Raw genomic sequence first — 18,045 nt, 5'->3', positions numbered from 1 at the left:
TCCACGCCACCGGCCCCGCGGCTAGATCGACGCGGGCAGCAGCTCGTTGACCAGTTCGACGAACTGCTTCGGGGTCGAGTTCTTGCTCGCCCTGTCGTCCTCGGGCAGGCCGATGCCGAGTTCACGCTCGACCAGGAGCGTCACCTCCACCATCGCGACCGAGTCATAGCCCATATCGGCGAACGTGATGTCGGCGATATCGCCGTCCAGGTCGAATCCCTCGTCCTCGCCGGCTGCCTGGCGTATGTGCCCCACCAGGTCCGCCTGAGTGAAAGTCGCCATTGTCGATCCCTTCGTCTCGTGAGGTCGAAACCAACATCACCGGGAGGCTTCGACACCCAGTCGAGTTCCGGTCGACGGAGGCTCCCGGTATTCGGCCTCGGGACTGTCGGGATGCGCGCACCGCGGCAAGGCCTCTCGTACGCACCACGGCAAGGCCTCGCCTGGGCCTCGAACGAGCCTCCGCCGGACATGACGACCATGACCGGATAGGGGAAACCCGAGGCAATCCGATCCGTGGGAGGAAGAAGATGAGCGACGGACTCTACATCGCCGCCGCGAGTTCGTGGCTGCCCGAGCGGCTGACACTCGACGAGGCGGAGCAGGCCGGCCTCGCCGATCGGGCGCGGGTCTGGAACACCGGCATCGAGTCGGTGTGCGTCTCGCCGGACAAGTCGGCGCCGGAGATGGCGGTGCTGGCGGCACGGGACGCCCTCGGGCGCGCCGAGGTCGGGCCGGAGGACCTGCAGCTGCTGCTGCACGCCTGCGCGTACCACCAAGGTCATGACATGTGGCCGGCGGCGTCGTACGTCCAGCGCTTCTGCGGCGGTGGCTCCTACCCGGCCGTCGAGGTCCGCCAGATGTCCAACGGCGGCATGATCGCCCTGGAACTCGCGGCCGGCCACCTGCGCGCGTACGGCGGGTCGACCGCCCTGGTCACCACGGCCGACCGGTTCAGCCTGCCCGGCTTCGACCGGTGGCGCAGCGACCCGAGCACCATATGCGGCGACGCCGGCACCGCGGTGGTGGTGTCCACCCGCACCGGCTTCGCCCGGCTCCGCGGACTCGTCACGGTGTCGGATCCCGGGCTCGAGCACGGCAGCCGGGGCGAACGGTTCAGTGACGCGCCGTTGGCCGCGCGAGCGCCGATCGACCTGAACAGCGACTCCCTGGTGCGCGAACTCGGGGTGGAGGCCCTGCTCAACCGCATCGAAGCGGGGCAACGGGAGGCGTTCGACCGGGCCTGTGCCCAGGCGGACGTCAAATTCGGCGACATCGACTGGTACGTGCTGCCGAACCTGGGCCGGACCCGGATGCGGGCGCAGTACTTCGACCCGTTCGGCATCGACCCGCAGCGCTCGACCTGGTCCTGGGGCCGGCGGGTCGGGCACCTCGGCGCGGGCGACCAGTTCGCCGGTCTCGCCCATCTCGTCTCCGAGGGCGCACTGGAGCCGGGGCAGACGTGCCTGCTGGCAGGCGTCGGCGCCGGCTTCACCTGGACGGCTGGCATCCTGGAGATCATCGCCAGGCCGTGAGCCGGAGGACACCGAGTCGAGGTGCCCGTGTCACCAGCGGGTGCCTCGTCCGGGGCGACGCCGGTGGCAGCCATCATGGACGGCTGCCACCGGCGTTCGTCATGCCGCCGTCAGCACCATTGCGGAGTTGATGCCGTCGCTGCGGGCCAGCACCAGAGCGGTGGACACGGTCGTCTCCCTCGGCCGGTCGAGCACCAGGTCGAGCTGGTCGGACCGGACGGGGTCGGTCACATTGATCATCGGCGGGATGACGCCGTGCCGCATGCTCAACGACGCCGTGGCCACGTCGAGCGCCGGGCCACCGGAGTACAGCCGGCCGGTCATCGTCTTCGGCGCGGTCACCGGAACACCCCGTGGACCGAAGACGGCGGTGAGGGCGGCGGCTTCCGCGCGGTCGAGTTCGCCGACCCCGGCCGCGTCCGCGAACACGACGTCGACCTCGTCGGGCGTCACACCGGCGTCCGACAGCGCGGACTCGATCGCCCGGCGCAGCCCGGGCTCCCGTGCCGAACCGGGCCGCGGGTCGAAGGTGGTGGCGTACCCGGCGATCTCGCTGTACGGCCGGGCGCCGCGGCCGCGCGCGTGTCCGGCCTCCTCGACGACGACCATGGCGCCGCCCTCTCCGGGTACGTAGCCGGACGCGGCGGTGTCGAACGGCAGGTAGGCCTGGGTCCGGTCGGCGACCGTGCTCATCCGGCCGGTGGTCAGCTCGATCGTCCACCCGAGCGGGCACATCGCGCTCTCCACGGCGCCGCACATCACCACCGGCAGGCCGTCGACCACGTGCCGGCGGGCCTGCGCTATGGCGTCCAGGCCGCTGGTGTTCCCGGTCAGGACGCCGCCGGGGCCGTGCCACCCGTGCCGGATGGAGATCTGACCCGTGTTCACCGCGTAGAACCACGAGAACGAGAGATAGGCGCTCACATGGTCGCTGCCGAGGCTCCAGAGCTTCTCCAGCTCGCGCTGGCTGTACTCGAGCCCGCCCGCGGAGAGACCGGTGACGATGCCGACCTGGTCCTCCGGGAGCGCGGCCGGATCGAGCGAGGAGTCCCGGACAGCGGCGTCCGCCGCGATCAGCACCAGCCGGGTGGTCTGGTCGGTCTGCGGCACCAGACGTCCGGGGATGTACGCGCGCACGTCGTAGTCGGCCACCTCGCCCGCCAGTGTGGCCGGGTACTGCTCCGGATCGAAGCGGGTGACCCGGTCGATGCCGCCCCGCCCGTGGAGGACGGCGTCCCAGTACTCGTCGGTGTCGAACCCGTTCGGCGCGACCACCCCGAGACCGGTGATCACCGCACGAGGACGCTCCGGCGTCGTGCCGTTGTCATTCTCCGGGACTGCCCTACTCATCGGATTCCCCCTTGGTCAGCACCATGGCGCTCTGGAAACCGCCGAACCCGCTGCCGACCTTGAGCACCGTCCGCAGGTCCGCCTGTCGCGCCGCCAGCGGCACGTAGTCGAGCCCCAGTTCCGGGTCGGGTTCGTGCAGGTTGGCGGTCGGCGGAATGAGCCCGGCGTCGATGGCCAGCGCGCATGCCGCGATCTCGATCGAGCCGATCGCGCCCAGCGAGTGCCCGATCATGGACTTGATCGAACTGACCGGCGTCCGGTAGGCGTGGTCGCCGAGAGTGCGCTTGAACGCGTCGGTCTCGTGCGCGTCGTTCTGCTTCGTACCGGAGCCGTGCGCGTTCACGTAGTCGACCTGCTCGGGCACCCGCCCGGCCATCCGCAGCGACACCTCGATGGCCTTGGCCAGTTCCGGGCCCTCGGTCCTGAGTCCGGTCATGTGGTACGCGTTGGCACGCACGTCCCATCCGCCGATCTCCGCGTAGACGCGCGCGCCGCGTTCCCTAGCGTGGTTCAGCTCTTCCAGCACCAGCATCGCGCTGCCTTCGGCAAGCACGAAGCCGTTCCGGGTGCGGTCGAACGGGCGGGACGCGGTGGCCGGTTCGTCGTTGCGCGGCGTCGTCGCCTTGATCGCGTCGAAGCAGGCGACGCAGATCGGTGAGAGGGATGCGTCCGAGCCGCCGGCCAGCATCACGTCGGCGGAGCCCTCGCGGATCAGCCGCGCCGCGTGGGACACCGACTCGATGCCCGCGGTGCATCCCGTGGACACCAGGGACACGGGGCCTTCCGCCCCGGCCGTCCAGGCCACGTCCGCGGCGATCGACGTCGGGACGAGATAGTTGTACATGTGCGGCACCGCGTACTCGTGGTCGAGGAGCCACTTGCGTCCGCCGTCGGAGAGCACGTTGTACTCCCGGTCCAGGCTCATCGTGCCGCCGATGGCGCTGCCGACGCTGACCCCGCAGCGATGCGGGTCCGTCTCGGCCAGGTCGAGTCCGGCGTCCGCGACGGCTTCCCTGGTCGCGGCGACGGCGAGCTGCGCGCTCCGGTCCATGCGCCGGATCTCCTGCGCGGAGAAGCCCTCCGCGACCGGGTCGAAATCGCACTCGCCCGCGATCCGGGAGCGGAACCCGGACGCGTCGAAGAGCGAGATGGTCCGTATGGCCGAGGTGCCGGAGGAGATCAGCTCCCAGAACTCCTTGGCGTTTGCTCCGCCCGGGGCGCGCACTCCGATACCCGTGATGGCGATCCGGCGGGTCATCGTGCCCTCACCGCTCGCGCGCTGACTGCTGTATTCGGCATGTGGGTCTCTTTTCTGATGACGGTCCATGGCGAGAAAACGGAATCGTCGATGCCGGGGTCAGGCATCGAAGGTGACCGGCAGGGCTTCCAGTCCGCGGACCGTGAGGCTCCGCTGCCATCGCAACTGCTCCGGCGGTACGGACAGCGCAAGGCCGGGCAGCCGGCGCAGCAGTCCGTGGAACGCGATCCGGCCCTCCAGCCGGGCCAGGGGAGCACCGAGGCAGAAGTGCGCACCCCGCCCGAAGGCCACGTGCGCGGGGTCCGCGCGGGTGACGTCGAAGTCGTCCGGTGCCGGGAACTTCGCCCCGTCCCGGTTGGCCGATGCCAGGGACAGGAGCACCGGGTGGCCCTTCTCGATGCGCGTGCCCGCCACCTCGATGGGTTCGAGCGGGAACCGCCACGTCGCCGTCTCGAACGACCCGTCGTACCGCAGCATCTCCTCCAGCGCCGAGTCCACCAGGTCCGGTCGCTCGCGCAGCAGGGCGAGTTGGTCGGGGTGGCGCAGCAGGGCCAGGGTGCCGTTGCCGATCAGATTGACCGTCGTCTCGAAGCCGCCGACCAGCAGCAGGGACATCATGGACAGCAACTCGGCCTCGTTCAGCCGGTCGTCGTCGTCCCGGGCTGCGATCAGCGCGTCGACCAGTCCGTCGGCCGGGTCCTGACGGCGCTTCTCGACCAGTCGGGTCAGATATTCGAGGAGGTCGCGCAGTCCGACCGGCCGCGCGTCACCGCGGTCGGCCTGGGCGGAGTCGGTGTTCGTCCACCGCCGGAAGTCCTTCGTCCACTGGCGGAACACGTCCTGGTCCGCCTTGGGCACTCCCAGCAGTTCACAGATCACAGTGATCGCCAGCGGGAACGCGAAGTCGCCGATCAGCTCGGCCTGCCCGCGGGGCACGATCGTGTCGAGGAGCCCGTCCGTGATGTGCTGCACCTGTGCGCGCAGGCCCTCGACGCGGCGGGCGGTGAAGGCGGTCGAGACCAGCCGGCGCAGCCGCGTGTGTTCGGGCGCGTCCGTGGTCAGCAGATGCGTCCCGAGCCCGGTCCGGTCCTCCAGCGGTCTCCCCTTGCCCGCCTCCTGCCAGTCGAGCGGTGCGTTGCGCGGGTCCTTGCTCATCCGGGGATCGGACAGCAGCTTCCGCACGTCCTCGTACCGGGTCACCAGCAGTCCGTAAAGGCCGCGGCCCTCCAGGACCTGCCGGACCGGTTCCTCCGCACGTAACCACGCGTACTCGGGATAGGGATCAGCGCCGAAATCCATCCTCCGCCTCCTCTGCCTCGGTGTTCGGTTCCTGACCGGCCTCGCGTCCCACCCGGACCTGATCCCTGCCGGCCCGGCCTTCACCATCACGCGGGGAACATCCGCGAACAGGGCGCGCCGAGCGCGCGTTCGCTCGAGGTCGGTGGTCGAGGGACCACATGGCGCCGATGCTCGCGGCAGCGGTTCGAGGCGAGTTCGTGTGTGGTTCGACCCAAGGAGGGGGGCGTACGGAGGCGGTCCGGGGCGCCTCCCGGCGCCGAGACAGCATGCGGCCGACACCGACCGTGCCGGTGTCGACCGCATGCCAGGGATACGGATCCGCGTCAGGCCTTCTGCCGGCACAGGATCCGGTCGAGGACGTCCCGCAGGTGCTGCGTGCTGGTCTCCACGGCATGCCGTGTGGTGGCCGTACGCCAGCCGACGAACCCGTCCGGGCGGACGAGCACGGCGCCGTCCTCCTTGATGCCTGCGGCCTCGGCCCACCCTTCGACCGCGTGCGCCGTGATGCCCAGGTCCCGTGCCGCGTCCAGCCAGTGGTCGGCCGCGGTCCCGGTGATCAGCGTGAATCCGTCGACGAGGTCGACCGTGGACCGTCCGTCCGGAAGCCACCGGTGCGGCAGGCGGCTGCCCGGGGCGCCGTCCAGGACGAGGTTCTCCATGTCGGAGAGCGGCTCCGGGTCGACCACCGCGCCGGAGTCGTACCGGTAGCCGATCACGGGGATCATGATGCCCGCCATGCCCACGGCCGCCCGGTCGGCGGCCCGGCTCGCGTCATTGTCCCAGTGCAGGTCACGGTTCTCGGCGCGGAGCACGGTCTGTCGCATGGTGAACAGCGCGACCGGCCGGCGCTCGGCCTCGTAGGTGTCGAGCAGCGCGTCACCGCCGGCGGCCAGTTTCCACGCCAGGTTGTGGCCGTCGGCGATACCCACGTTGAGTCCGAGACCCCCGACCGGCGGCACCACGTGGGCCGCGTCACCCACGAGGAAGACGTTGCCCTGCCGGAAGCGGTCGGCGACCCGCGCCGTCGACGACCAGGGCAGCAGGCTGATGATCTCCGGCTCGATGTCGCTGACGCCGGTGGCGTCCCTGATCTGCTGCTGGATCCGCTCGACGGGGGTCTCCGGGTCACCGTTCGGGATGTGGAAGACCCAGCGGCCGGTCTCGTCTACCTTCAGCAGGATCCCGGACGCCCGCTCGTTGCGCAGGAACGTCATGGACGTCGGCGGGGTGGGCAGTTCCGCGCGGAACAGCACGTTGAGCATGTGCGAACTGCTCAGCGGTCCCGGGCCGGTCACGCCGATGCCGAGCAGGTCACGCATCCGGCTGCGGACTCCGTCGGCGGCGATCACGTAGTCCGCCGTGACGGTCCTGCCGTCCGCGGTGGTGACGCCGCCGTCCGTCACCGCGACCACCTCGCTGTCGAAGTCCACCTGGCCGCCGAGCTCCCGCAGCCGTGCCAGCGCGGCCCGGTCGACCCGGTCCTGCGGGCAGCTTCCCAGCTTCGCCGGGCCGATCTCCGGCGGCTCGAACTTGGCCGTGACGGTGGTCAGATCGGCCAGGCTCGTGCCCGTCATGAGGCCCCGGACGAGATGGTCCGTCTCGATGTCGATGCCGGCCTCCCGGAGGATCTCCGCCGACCGGTCCGTGATGCCGAAGGCCCGCGGATGGTCGTTGACCTGTGCCCGGCGCTCCAGCACATGGACCGAGACACCCTGACGGGCGAGGAAGACGGCGGTGCACAACCCGACCGTGCCGCCTCCGACGATCACTACGCGCATGCTTGTCCCTCCGAGAATGAGAACGGTGTTTTCCTCACGGGTACGTCGCACCCGTGGCGGTACTGGAGACGCCTCCGCTCACCCGCCGCGTCCCCGGGCGGGAGACGCGCGTACGGATCTAGAGTCCGGCGCGGGCGAAGCGGCGCACCGAGAGCGGCACGAAGATCAGCAACAGCAGGCCGGCCCACAGCAGGCTCGCGGTCACCGGGTGGGTCAGCGGCCACGCTGCGTCCGGCCCGGGAGCACCGGGGTTGCCGAAGAGCTCGCGCGCGGCCGCCGCGGCGGAGCTGAGCGGGTTCCACTCGCACAGCGCCCGGAGGCCGACCGGCATCCGGTCGGTGGGCACGAGGGCGTTGGACACCATGGTGAGCGACAGCGTGAGCGGTGCCAGCCGGGCCGCGGTCCGTGCCGACCGCACCACAAGGCCCAGGTAGGCGCCGACCCACGCCAGCGTGTAGCGGAACAGCAGGAGCAGGCCGATGCCGGCCAGCGCCCGCGGAACGCCGTCGTACGGCCGCCAGCCGACGACGAGACCGCACACCATCAGGACCGCGAGGCCGTAGGCCCCGAGGATCCCCTCGGCGCCGCTCTGGCCGAGCGGCACGGACACCCGGTGGGTCGGGAGCGAACGCAGGCGCTCCATCACCCCGCGCGCCTGGTCCGTCGCCACCTCCACCATGGCGGTGGACAGGGCGGTCCCGGTCGTCATCACGAACAGGCCGGGCATCATGAACTCGCGGTAGTTCGAGGTGCCCGGCACCCCGATCGCGCCGCCGAACACGAAGCCGAACAGCACCACGAACACGCTCGGCATCATCAGCATGGTGAGCAGGGTGCCGGGCTCGTGGCGCAGCCGGAACAGCCTTCGCTGGGTCAGCGTCCAGCCGTCGGCCAGGAGGTTCACGACACCGCCTCGGGCATCTCGACCGGTTGCGCCGGTTCGACGGTCTGCCCGGTCATCGTCAGGAAGATGTCGTCCAGGCCGGGCTCGCGGATCCCGATGTTCCTGATCACCGCGCCGGACGCGTCCAGTTCACTCACGATCAGCGGCAGGGCGGGCACCTGATCCACCGCGGCCACGACGATGCGCGATCCGTCGGCCTCCGGGCACCGGCCGGTCAGCCGCTCCAGCCTCGCCATGGCACTCGGCACATGGTCCGCCGACTCGACCACGACGTCGATGTGACGGCCGATCTGGGCTTTGAGCTGGGCCGGGCTGCCTTCGGCGATCAGCTGGCCGCGGTCGATCACGCCGACCGCCGTGGCGAGCCGCTCCACCTCCTCCAGACACGGGGTGGTGAGCAGGACCGTGGTGCCGTCGGCCACCAGTCTCCGCACGCTCTCCCAGATCTCGGCGCGACTGGGGGCGTCGAGCCCGGTGGTCGGCTCGTCGAGGAAGAGCACCGCGGGAGCCCGTAACAGACTGGCGATCAGGTGGATCCGGCGGCGCATGCCATCGGAGTACGTGCCGACCAGCCGATCACCGGCGTGAGCGAGACCGAACCGTTCCAGCAGCTCGTCGGCGCGCCGGCGGGCGCCGCGCGAGCCGAGCCGCGAGAGGCGGCCGAGGATCCGCAGGTTCTCCAGGCCGGTCAGTCCGTCGTCGAACGAGGCGTCCTGACCGGCCAGGCCGATCACCCTCCGCACATCGGCCGGATTCCGGGCCACGTCGAAGCCGGCGACGACGGCCCGCCCGCTGCTGGGCTTGGTCAGGGTGGTCAGGATCCGCACGGTGGTGCTCTTCCCCGCGCCCTTCGGGCCGAGCAGGCCGTAGACGGTGTGCGACGGCACCACCAGGTCCAGGCCGTCCAGCGCGACGACGTCCCCGTACTGCTTCCTCACATCCTCGGTGTACATGATCGCGTCTTCCATGCCTCAACCCCTCACCGAGTACGGTGTACGCGATTTCAGCGTAGCCAACTGAGTGCGCCGTACGCAACTCTGCGGCGGACGCGTAGGATGACTGTCGTGTCGGACTCGAAACCAATCATCTGGATGCGACGGGAGAAGCCGGCGCGAGGCCCCGCGCCGGCGCACAGTCGTGGGCAGATCGCCGCGGTGGCGATCGACATCGCGGACTCCGAAGGCATCGAAGCCGCGTCGGTGCGCGCCATCGCCAAGCGACTCGGCACCGGTGCGATGACCCTCTACCGCTACCTGCCGACCAAGGAAGACCTGTACACGGTGATGATCGACGAGGCGACCGGCTTCGAGCCGCAGGAGCCGACCGGCGATCTCCGTGCGGATCTGACGACCTTGGCACGCCGCCGCCGGCAGATCTTCCTGCGGCACCCCTGGCTCGCCCCGCTCCTCGCCACCCGCCCGATCATGGGCCCCAACTTCATGCGCGGCATGGAACGCGATCTCGCCGTTCTCGCCGGCTGCGGTCTGGGCATGGACGACACGATCCACGTGCTCAACCTGATCCACTCCTGGGTCGGCGGCGCCGTGCAGGCCGAGTTGACCGAGCGGGCGACCGCGAATCAGTCCGGCCTCGATCGCCATGCCTGGCGGCTGCGGATGGAGCCGTACCTCAAGTCCCTGCTGGAGACCGGTGAGTTCCCGCACCTGAGCCGGATGGTCCAGGTCTCCGAGATCGGGGAGGCAGACGAGCGGTTCGCGAACGGCCTGGAGATCATCCTGGACGGAATCGAAGCCCGCTTCCCGACGGCCACCGGGAAGGACGGATCGGGTCGGCCGGTCGGCGACACCGGCGGTGGTGCGCCGTCGGCGCGGCGCGCGAACGGTCAGCCAACCGCACGCAGTTCGACGACGGAATAACGGCCAGCCGGCGTGACCGAGGTGGTGTGCAGGCCGACGGTTCCCGCCAGTTCGGCCAGTTGCTCCAGGGTGTGCTGCCGGCCGCCGAAGTAGCCGAGCATGCGCAGGTCGCCCTCCGTCTGCACGGTCCGGTCACCGAAGTAGTCCACGACGAGCACACGTCCCGTCGTCTGCGCCGCGTCGGCGCAGCGGCGCAGGATACGGGCGGCCGCCGCGTCGTCCCAGTTGTGCAGGATGCTCGACAGCAGATATCCGTCCGCTCCGGCGGGAAGAGCGTCGAAGAAACTGCCGGCCGCGGCGTCGGCCCGGTGGTCGAGACCGGCCGCGGCGATGGCCTTCTCGGCGCGGCGCACCGGGCCGGGCAGGTCGACGACCGTCCCCCTCAGATCGGGGTAGGACTGCAGGATGGCGATCAGCATGGTGCCGTCGCCACCGCCGACATCGACCACATGACGGAGCGTTCCCCACGGATACGCCCCGGCCACGGCCGGCGAGTGCGCCGTCAGCCTGGCGCCCATCAAGGTGTCGAAGGACTCGGCGCGCCCGTCGTCGGACGACAGGTCGTCCCAGAACGTCACACCGTACTGCTGCGGGAACGCGGCCTCACCCGTACGTACCGTGTGCAACAGGTGGACGAGGCTCAACTCGGCATGCCCCAGGGCACCTTCGATGTCGAGTATGGCCCGCATGTCCTCGGGCGCGCCCTCGCACAGGTGGCGGCCCATGGCCGTCAGGTCGTAGGCGCCGAGCCCGGTGCCCGACAGCACGCCCGCGGTCACCAGGTGGTCCAGCAGCCGCCCCAGCGCGTCCCGGTCGGCGCCGACGGCCTCGGCCAGCGCCTCGGTCGTCCGGGCGCCCGCGGCGATCTGGTCGGCCAGCCGCAACGTCGCCGCCACCCGGACGGCCATCGGGGTCAGCAGATCGGCGGCTGCCCACACTCCCCCGCCTCGGGGGGTCGTCTCCTTGGCCATGATTTCTCCTGACTCGACGGTTCTCTGTTCGTGGGACCCGGCCGGGACGGTGTCGGTGCCGGTGCGGCAGCTCACGTCCGGCCGGGCGGTTCCTCGCCCCTCGCGCTGCGGCGAGGTCTCTCGGAGGCCGGTGCGGCCGGCTCAGAAGCCGGCGCGCTCCTCCGCGTACGCCTTGGCGAGGCGGAGGTTGCTCATGCTGTTGCCGCTCAGCAGCCGTCGCAGGTACCGGCGCGCCTCGGCGACCGTCGTCGCGCCGCCCAGCTGGGACAGCGCCGAGCGCTTGATCGTGCTGGTGTGCCGGGCCTCGGCGATGACGCCTTCCGGCGTCTCGGTGAACCGCCAGTGGCCGGTGTGCGCGTCCAGCATCGTGGGCAGCGAGATCTGCTTGTACACGATCAGGTGGTTCGGGAGGCAGATCCGCACCGAGCGGACGGTGTGCGTGCTGCCGTCCGGGCCCTTGGTGTCCATGTCGAAGAACTGGACGTTCGGCACGTCCTCGGTCATGGCGAGCCCCACCACGTGCGGGATGCGCTCGGGCCACAGGTCCGCCCGGTAGAGGTAGTCATAGGCGTCCTCGACGGAGCCGGCGATGAACAGCGGGTCGGTGAAGGACACGACGAGTTCGTCCAGGTCGGCCCGGCGCTCGGCCGTGTCGCGGAGCGTGGCGAGGCAGTCCTCGCTCTCCTGCGCGATCCTGTCCAGCAACGGGCCGAGATCGGCGTCGGCCGGCGCGACGACCTGGTGGCTCACCTCGACCCGGGTCCGGTTCGGCGTCAGTTCGGTGAAGACCCACTCGCCGCGGAGGTCGGTGGCGGGCTGTTCGGGTTCCATGTGCGCGAAGGTGATGCGGCGCCCCGGCCGGTCCGTGCGGCGCACGGTCTGCCAGGTGCGGACGGCGGCGTCACCGGCCAGAGCCCAGTGCCTGACCAACTCTCCCTTCTCGTTGGCGTGGACCGTCTCCGCGTGCACCGCGGACCGGTGGAACTGCGGCCACCGCGCGATGTCCGCGACCAGGTCGAACACCGTCTCCACGTCGGCCTCGATGGTGATGGCGTGGTCAACTCGCCGCTGTGTACTCGACACAACAAGACACCTCACAAGCGTCGTCACATCCGGATCCGTCGCGACCGACGATGTCCGTCCTCGATCGACCTCGCTTCGAGGACCCTTCGAGTTCGCCGTCCGCGGTCGGCCCCGGCCGTTGACCGGGCGTCGATCCGGCGTCGAAGGCGCGGGGCCAAGCTGGGCGCACCCCCGAAACGCACCCCGCCTATTCGTGAGGAGACGCTAAATGCCGAGCATCGTCACTGTCGGCACATTCGACAGTGGTAACGTCGCCGACGTCACCAAGATCCTTCAGGAGTTCGATGGCGAGGTCGCGTCCGAACTGCCCCAGCTGCGCCGCCGCCAGGTATTCAGCTACAGCGACCTTTACGTGCACATGCAGGACTGGGACGTCGCCGACCCCGACGAGGCATACCGGATCATCAGCACCGACCCCCGGTGCACGCGGCTGAACGAACGCCTGTCGACCTATTTCGGCGATCACGCCGCGACGGAGGACTGGGACGGCCCGGTCGACCGGCCGACGGCCGAGCGCTTCTACCTGTGGCCGGCCGAGCGACTGGACGACCTGGAGCAGACGTACAGCGCGGTGATCGTCAACACCCAGCGGCAGGAACACATCCCCGAGGCGTCACGGCTGTTCGCGGAGTCGGACGCGACCGACATCCCGCAGAAGATGGGCACGCTGCGCCGCCAGATCTATCTGTGGCGCGGCATCTACCTGCACATCCAGGACTTCGCCGTAGCCAACAGCATGGAGGCGATCAGCGAGGTGTGGACGGAAGGCGATCCCCGCTTCCTCCAGCTCGTCGACGACCTCACGGAGATCATTCCGCCGTACGACCCGCAGGGCAATTCACTGGCCACCCGTTTCTACCACTGGGCTGCAGAGGTGTCAGCATGACGAAACTCCCTACCCACCCCATTCGCCGGCAGCTCCCCGGCGTGCTACCGGCCGAGTACGAGACACTGCGGGAACGAGGCATCGGCCAGGTCGAATTGCCCACGGGCAAACTCGTCTGGATGGTGGTGAGGCCGGAATACGCCCGCATCGTGCTCTCCGACCCGCGGTTCAGCTCGGACAAGACGGACGACCGATTTCCGAAGCTGACACCCAATTCGCTGATGAAGCTGCGGTACTGCGCACCGTTCATGATCAACCTGGACGGTCCGGAACACCTGAAGAAGAAGAAGTCCATCATGGACGAGTTCTCCCCGGAAGGACTCGCCCGGCTGCTGCCGCGCCTGCGGGTCGCCGTCGAGGAGAAGATCGACGACATGCTGCGGCAGCCGACGAAGCCGGTCGACCTGGTGAAGGAGCTGGCGTTCCCCATCGCGTGGCGGCTGCAGGAGATGTTCCTCGGCATCCCCGCGGCCGAGCTGCAGACGATGCGGGACAACGTCTGGAAGCTGCTGCTCGGCACCACCACCGAGGCCGAGGAGAGGGAAGCGGCCGACCGCCTGAACGGGCACGCGGAAGAGGTCCTGAAGGAGAAGGCCAAGCACCTCGGCGACGACATGATGAGTCGTCTGATTGTGCAGGAACGCGAGAAGCACGGCGAGGTCGACTGGTACGAACTCGCGCCTCTGATGCTGTCGAACGCCCAGGGCATTCACAACTCGGTGTCCACGATGATCTCGCTGGGCGTGCTCACCCTGCTGAACCACCCGGAGCAGCGGCCGACGCTGCTCGCCCATCCGGACCGGATGACGGTCGCGGTGGACGAGATGCTGCGGTACTTCTCGGTCAACGACGGAACCCCCATGCGGCTCGCCACCGAGGACATGCTCATCGGCGACACGCTGGTCAAGGCCGGTGACGGCGTGGCGGTGCCGACGCTGCCCGTCAACCGCGACCCGTCGGTGTGCCCGTATCCCCATCAGCTCGACATCATGCGGGAGGAGCCCGCCCGGCACCTGGCGTTCGGTCACGGACCGCACAAGTGTCCGGCGGACCGCCTGGTGCCGAGCCTGCTCGAAATCGTCTACACGACGCTCTTCGAGCGGGTCCCGACGCTCGCGCTCGCCGTGCCCGAGGCAGAACTGACGTACAAGTACCACTCGATCCAGGCGTTCGGCCCGGCCGAGATGCCGGTCACCTGGTAGCGGCGAAGGCCGCCGCGCTCATCGGCGACAGGCGTGGCCGCCGCGGAGCGCGGTGGCCACGCGGGCCCAGGACCGACCGAGAGAAATGACAACCTCGGGTTGACACCACCCGACTGACAACCTATGGTTGACACCATGACGCAGATCACTCCGCCGGTCAAGCTCGACGAGCTCATCACGGCGATCACCGAGAACCACACCACCGCCCTCGACCAGCTCAGCGGCGCCATCCTGCTGGCCGACCACATCGGCGAGGTCGCCGACCATCTCATCGGCCACTTCGTCGACCAGGCCCGTCGCTCCGGCGCGTCTTGGACCGACATCGGCCGCAGCATGGGCGTCACCCGGCAGGCAGCCCAGAAGCGGTTCGTCGGCAAGCCCGACGCCAAGCCGTCGAATGCCTTCGAGAAGTTCTCCCAGCCCGCCCGCAGCGCCATCATCGCCGGCATGAACGAGGCCAAGGCGGCCGGCAACGCCGAGATCGTCCTGGCGCATGTCCTCCTCGGCCTGCTCGGCACCGAGGGCAGTGCGGTCGGCGCCCTGCGGGCGCAGGGCATCGACCTCGACCAGGCGCGAGACACGGCGGTGGCCGCCCTGCCGCCGCGCAGTGACGCCGATCCGGTGCTGATCCCGTACGACGCCCGGGCGAAGAAGGCGCTGGAACTGGCGTCGCGGGTGGCCTTCCGCCTCGACCAGGACAGCGTCAGCACCGGCCACATGCTGCTGGGGCTGCTGGAGGAGGAGGACGGCGCCGGGGTCCTGGCCTCGCTGGGCCTCGACACGGCGGCCGCCGAGCGTTTCGTGGCGGAAGCCGCCGACGAATCGTCCGTCGCCTCGTAGCGAAACCGACCGCGTCCGTCCGCGGACGTCGGCTGACAGCGGCGGACTCCCGGAATGGGAACGGCACGGGAACCGAACGGTTACGGAACGGGAGCTCCGGGCGAGGTGAAACCTGTCAAAGGTGACACCCCGCCCGGATGTCCTCGCGCCCCGCTCCGACCCCTACCGGACTCGGCCCGTCGCGCCCTGTGCGCTGTGAACCGCCTACCCGGGTGCGATGGCGGCCGGACCTCCCGCGGAGGATCGGATCCCGTCTCCCTTTCCCGACCCCGTACATGCGGAGTGGTGTGATGACTTTCGACCGGACCCGGATCTTCGGCCTTCGGCGCCTACGGAGGGTACGTCAACGCAAGACCGCGAGGGGAAGCCTCGCACCGGCGGCCTCCCTGACCGCGCCGCGCCGGCCGGCCGGCGCACGTACGGGAGCGCCTGTCTGATGGCGACGCCGGGTACTGACGGCCGTGTCGCTCTCGTCACCGGCGCTTCGGGAGCGCTCGGCGCCGCCGTGGCACGGGTCCTCGACCACCGTGGCTACCGGCTGGCGTTGCACTACACCAGCGGTGAGGACCGGGCCCGCGAGGTAGCGGCCACGCTCAGCGGGCCGAGCACCCTCGTGCGGGCGGACGTCGCCGACTGGGCTGCCACCCAGGACATGGTCGACCGGGTACGCGCTGAGCTGGGAGGCATCAGCGTCCTCGTCAACGCGGGTGCGATCCGCCGGGACGGTCTCATGGCCACCCAGTCCGTCGACGACTGGACCCGGACCGTCGCCGTCAATCTGATCGGCACCTTCCATACCTGCCGGGCGGCACTCCCGGACATGCTGCGGGGCCGCTGGGGACGCATCATCAACGTCGTCTCGCCCGCCGGCCTCCTCGGCAGCCGGGGCCAGACGGCGTACTCGGCGGCCAAGGCCGGTGTGCTGGGGATGACCCGGAGCCTGGCCCTGGAGTGCGGGCGGTTCAATGTGACGGTCAACGCGCTGTCACCCGGCCTCATGGACACCGCGCTCACCGAGGAGCTGCCGGCCGAGCTCCGCGCCACGCTCGTGGCGCGGACCGCGTTCGGCCGCATGGGCACGCCCGACGAGGTGGCCCGTGGCATCGAACTGCTGCTGGACGCCGACTACATGACCGGTCAGGTGCTGTCCATCGACGGGGGCATGTCGATCTCGTGACCGCCGTGCCGGACGGCCACCCCGCGCGCCCCGCTGGAGGAGTTCCCGGGAGCCTTCCGCGTGCGAAGTCCCGTCACCGGCACCGGACCTGACTGCGGAGGCACAGCATTCCCTCCAGCCCGTACGGAAGCCGAGGAAGGACCACGACATGACCAACCCCCGCCGCATCGTCATGGGAAGCTCGGTCCGGATGGCCACGCAGGGCCGGTCCGTGGGCACGCGGCCGCCTGCGCTCCTCACATGACAGGGAGTGAAGGCGCCTTACGGGCATTCAGCATCCTGCGCATCTCCCACGCCGAAATCCCGGATTTCGCGAGCGAGTTCAAGTCGTCGCCCCGACGACTGACTGATCGTCGCCAGCGACGTCGGGGAGTTGATGCCGGACGCAGATGGGCGACGCCCGTTGCGGAAACGTTTCAACGGACCTGCGTCCATGGGCTCCTACAGGTCTCCCGCAACACCGTCTACGACGGCGCGCCGTTCGAAGAAGTACCCCTCGGCCACCCGCGGGAGTGGCGCCGCTTCGGGCCGCGCCTCGACCTGGCCCAGCAGGTCCTGCACCGGCCCGACACCACCACGAACGCGAACACGGAAACCGTCGCATGATCGACTCCCTCTTGCCCCCCGCCGCCCGCGCCGTTCAGTCCTTCACCCATCGGCTGGACATCACTCTGTCCCCTCAGGAAGAGGCACTCATCGCCAGAGCCGTCCCGAAACGGCGCAACGAGTTCACCACCGTCCGCGCCTGCGCCCACGAGGCGCTGGCCGCGCTCGGCCTAGCTCCGGTTCCGCTGCTCCCGGACAAGCGGGGCGCCCCGGGCTGGCCGCCCGGGGTCGTCGGCAGCATGACGCACTGCGCGGGCTACGGTGCCGCCGTGGTGGCCCACGCCCATGAGATTACCGCGCTCGGCATCGACGCCGAGCCCAACTCCCCGCTTCCGGAAGGGATACTGGAGGCCATAACCCGCCCCGAGGAACGCTCCGCCCTGGCCTCACTTGCCGCCCTACCCGCCGCGGCGGCCAGGCCCGCGTGGGACCGCCTCCTGTTCAGCGCCAAGGAGTCCGTATACAAGGCGTGGTACCCGGTGACCCGCCGCTGGCTGGACTTCCAGGAGGCGTTCCTCGAATTCGCCCCAGACGGTACGTTCACCGCCCGCGTCCTCGTCCCCGCCCCGCCCGAACTCGCCTGTGTGCACGGACGTTGGGCCGCCGACAGCAGCCATGTGCTCACAGCCGTGGCCGTGGAGCAGGTGTAGGGGCCTCACCGCCGGTTCCGGTTGACCAGTGGGCGAGCCCGCAGGGCTGGCAGAAGGCCCATGAAACGGGATCCATTGGATGGATAGGCCGGCCGCAGCTCGCGCCCCGCCCACACTCCCAGCCGGCCCTCTCCGCGATCACAGCGATCGGCATCATCCGAGTCCGCTTCAACAATTCCCAAATCACGAACTCCACCGCGTCCACCGCCGACCGCCGCTTCACCTCCTGGTCACGCTGGGTCACCCTGGCCATGCTCGCGCACGCTTTCCTGGCGGTCACCCGTGGGGCAGAACATGCCCGCCATCCCGCTCCGGACGGGTTGGTTCCGCTCACCTGCAACGAGATCCAGCGGTTGTTCACGGCGCTCGTTGGACCCGCGCCCGATGCGGTCCGCCGGCTGCGCTGGTCCCTCTGGCGGCGCCGCCACCAGGCCCGAGCCAGAACCAGCCACTATCACCGACAAGCCGCCGATCAGACATGAAGATCACGATATACAGCTGGAGTATTAGCCTCGATCTTTCGTGACGGCCCGTCGGTTCTTTCGGCGGGCCGTTTCGGCTATCGGGCTGGTGGCAGCCAGGCTGATGGCCCGGCTGTCGCGTCGGATTCCACGGCTCCGGTCGGGGTA

17 protein-coding genes and 1 pseudogene are annotated in these 18,045 nt (G+C 69.9%); 9 read left to right on the top strand and 9 right to left on the bottom strand.

All coding sequences use genetic code 11. The features are described from left to right. Window positions 1-21: 21 nt before the first annotated feature. Window positions 22-282, bottom strand: coding sequence for an acyl carrier protein (locus OG599_RS27575; RefSeq protein ID WP_327178668.1), 261 nt, complete (start codon window positions 280-282; stop codon window positions 22-24). A gap of 248 nt (window positions 283-530) precedes the next feature. Here OG599_RS27575 and OG599_RS27570 point away from each other — a divergent pair, with 248 nt between their 5' ends. After that, window positions 531-1,535, top strand: a complete 1,005-nt coding sequence (locus OG599_RS27570; protein WP_327178667.1) for a ketoacyl-ACP synthase III family protein — start codon at window positions 531-533, stop codon at window positions 1,533-1,535. Window positions 1,536-1,634: 99 nt separating this feature from the next. Here OG599_RS27570 and OG599_RS27565 read toward each other — a convergent pair whose 3' ends face one another. From OG599_RS27565 to OG599_RS27540, 6 genes are all read right to left on the bottom strand, one after another. Then, window positions 1,635-2,885: a ketosynthase chain-length factor gene (locus tag OG599_RS27565; protein ID WP_327178666.1), complete on the bottom strand. Its 1,251-nt coding sequence runs from the start codon at window positions 2,883-2,885 to the stop codon at window positions 1,635-1,637. Next, the gene (locus tag OG599_RS27560) at window positions 2,878-4,143 is read right to left on the bottom strand and encodes a beta-ketoacyl-[acyl-carrier-protein] synthase family protein (protein ID WP_327178665.1); all 1,266 of its coding nucleotides are present in this window, start codon (window positions 4,141-4,143) and stop codon (window positions 2,878-2,880) included. Before OG599_RS27560 ends, OG599_RS27565 begins: the two co-directional genes overlap by 8 nt. Before the next feature lie 99 nt (window positions 4,144-4,242). Beyond that, a complete protein-coding gene (locus OG599_RS27555) occupies window positions 4,243-5,442 on the bottom strand; it encodes a cytochrome P450 family protein (RefSeq protein ID WP_327178664.1) in 1,200 nt (399 codons plus the stop codon). A gap of 323 nt (window positions 5,443-5,765) precedes the next feature. Beyond that, the gene (locus OG599_RS27550) at window positions 5,766-7,271 is read right to left on the bottom strand and encodes an FAD-dependent oxidoreductase (RefSeq protein WP_327178663.1); all 1,506 of its coding nucleotides are present in this window, start codon (window positions 7,269-7,271) and stop codon (window positions 5,766-5,768) included. Between the two features lie 67 nt (window positions 7,272-7,338). Then, the gene (locus tag OG599_RS27545; RefSeq protein WP_327178662.1) at window positions 7,339-8,124 is read right to left on the bottom strand and encodes an ABC transporter permease; all 786 of its coding nucleotides are present in this window, start codon (window positions 8,122-8,124) and stop codon (window positions 7,339-7,341) included. Next, entirely contained in the window at window positions 8,121-9,092 is a 972-nt protein-coding gene (locus OG599_RS27540) for an ATP-binding cassette domain-containing protein (protein ID WP_327178661.1), read from the bottom strand. The genes OG599_RS27545 and OG599_RS27540 overlap by 4 nt, the downstream gene beginning before the upstream one ends. Before the next feature lie 87 nt (window positions 9,093-9,179). On the opposite strand from OG599_RS27540, the gene OG599_RS27535 reads away from it, so the two are divergent. Further along, window positions 9,180-10,001, top strand: a complete 822-nt coding sequence (locus OG599_RS27535; RefSeq protein WP_327178660.1) for a TetR/AcrR family transcriptional regulator — start codon at window positions 9,180-9,182, stop codon at window positions 9,999-10,001. On the opposite strand, the gene OG599_RS27530 is transcribed toward OG599_RS27535, so the two are convergent. Together OG599_RS27530 and OG599_RS27525 are read right to left on the bottom strand one after the other, a co-directional pair. Beyond that, a complete protein-coding gene (locus OG599_RS27530) occupies window positions 9,968-10,972 on the bottom strand; it encodes a methyltransferase (protein WP_327178659.1) in 1,005 nt (334 codons plus the stop codon). The genes OG599_RS27535 and OG599_RS27530 overlap by 34 nt on opposite strands. Before the next feature lie 141 nt (window positions 10,973-11,113). Next, window positions 11,114-12,055 (bottom strand): aromatase/cyclase, encoded by a 942-nt coding sequence (locus OG599_RS27525; protein WP_327178658.1) that lies wholly within the window; start codon window positions 12,053-12,055, stop codon window positions 11,114-11,116. Window positions 12,056-12,263: 208 nt separating this feature from the next. Here OG599_RS27525 and OG599_RS27520 point away from each other — a divergent pair, with 208 nt between their 5' ends. The 7 genes and pseudogenes from OG599_RS27520 to OG599_RS27490 form a co-directional block, all read left to right on the top strand. Next, on the top strand, window positions 12,264-12,941 hold the full coding sequence (locus tag OG599_RS27520) for a TcmI family type II polyketide cyclase (protein WP_327178657.1): 678 nt from the start codon (window positions 12,264-12,266) through the stop codon (window positions 12,939-12,941). Beyond that, on the top strand, window positions 12,938-14,143 hold the full coding sequence (locus tag OG599_RS27515; protein WP_327178656.1) for a cytochrome P450: 1,206 nt from the start codon (window positions 12,938-12,940) through the stop codon (window positions 14,141-14,143). Before OG599_RS27520 ends, OG599_RS27515 begins: the two co-directional genes overlap by 4 nt. 135 nt (window positions 14,144-14,278) lie before the next feature. Continuing rightward, a complete protein-coding gene (locus tag OG599_RS27510) occupies window positions 14,279-14,983 on the top strand; it encodes a Clp protease N-terminal domain-containing protein (RefSeq protein WP_327178655.1) in 705 nt (234 codons plus the stop codon). 436 nt (window positions 14,984-15,419) lie between these two features. Then, window positions 15,420-16,160, top strand: a complete 741-nt coding sequence (locus tag OG599_RS27505) for a 3-oxoacyl-ACP reductase family protein (protein ID WP_327178654.1) — start codon at window positions 15,420-15,422, stop codon at window positions 16,158-16,160. Window positions 16,161-16,400: 240 nt separating this feature from the next. Next, window positions 16,401-16,766: a hypothetical protein gene (locus tag OG599_RS27500; protein WP_327178653.1), complete on the top strand. Its 366-nt coding sequence runs from the start codon at window positions 16,401-16,403 to the stop codon at window positions 16,764-16,766. Beyond that, entirely contained in the window at window positions 16,763-17,416 is a 654-nt protein-coding gene (locus OG599_RS27495) for a 4'-phosphopantetheinyl transferase family protein (protein WP_327178652.1), read from the top strand. The genes OG599_RS27500 and OG599_RS27495 overlap by 4 nt, the downstream gene beginning before the upstream one ends. 212 nt (window positions 17,417-17,628) lie before the next feature. Then, window positions 17,629-17,898 (top strand): annotated as a pseudogene (locus tag OG599_RS27490) (IS701 family transposase); the annotation flags it as partial. Window positions 17,899-18,045: the final 147 nt, after the last annotated feature.

The organism is Streptomyces sp. NBC_01335 (assembly GCF_035953295.1).
GTDB lineage: Bacteria > Actinomycetota > Actinomycetes > Streptomycetales > Streptomycetaceae > Streptomyces.
The sequence above is the reverse complement of the archived record's forward strand: the minus strand, read 5'-3'. Positions and strand labels throughout refer to the sequence as shown.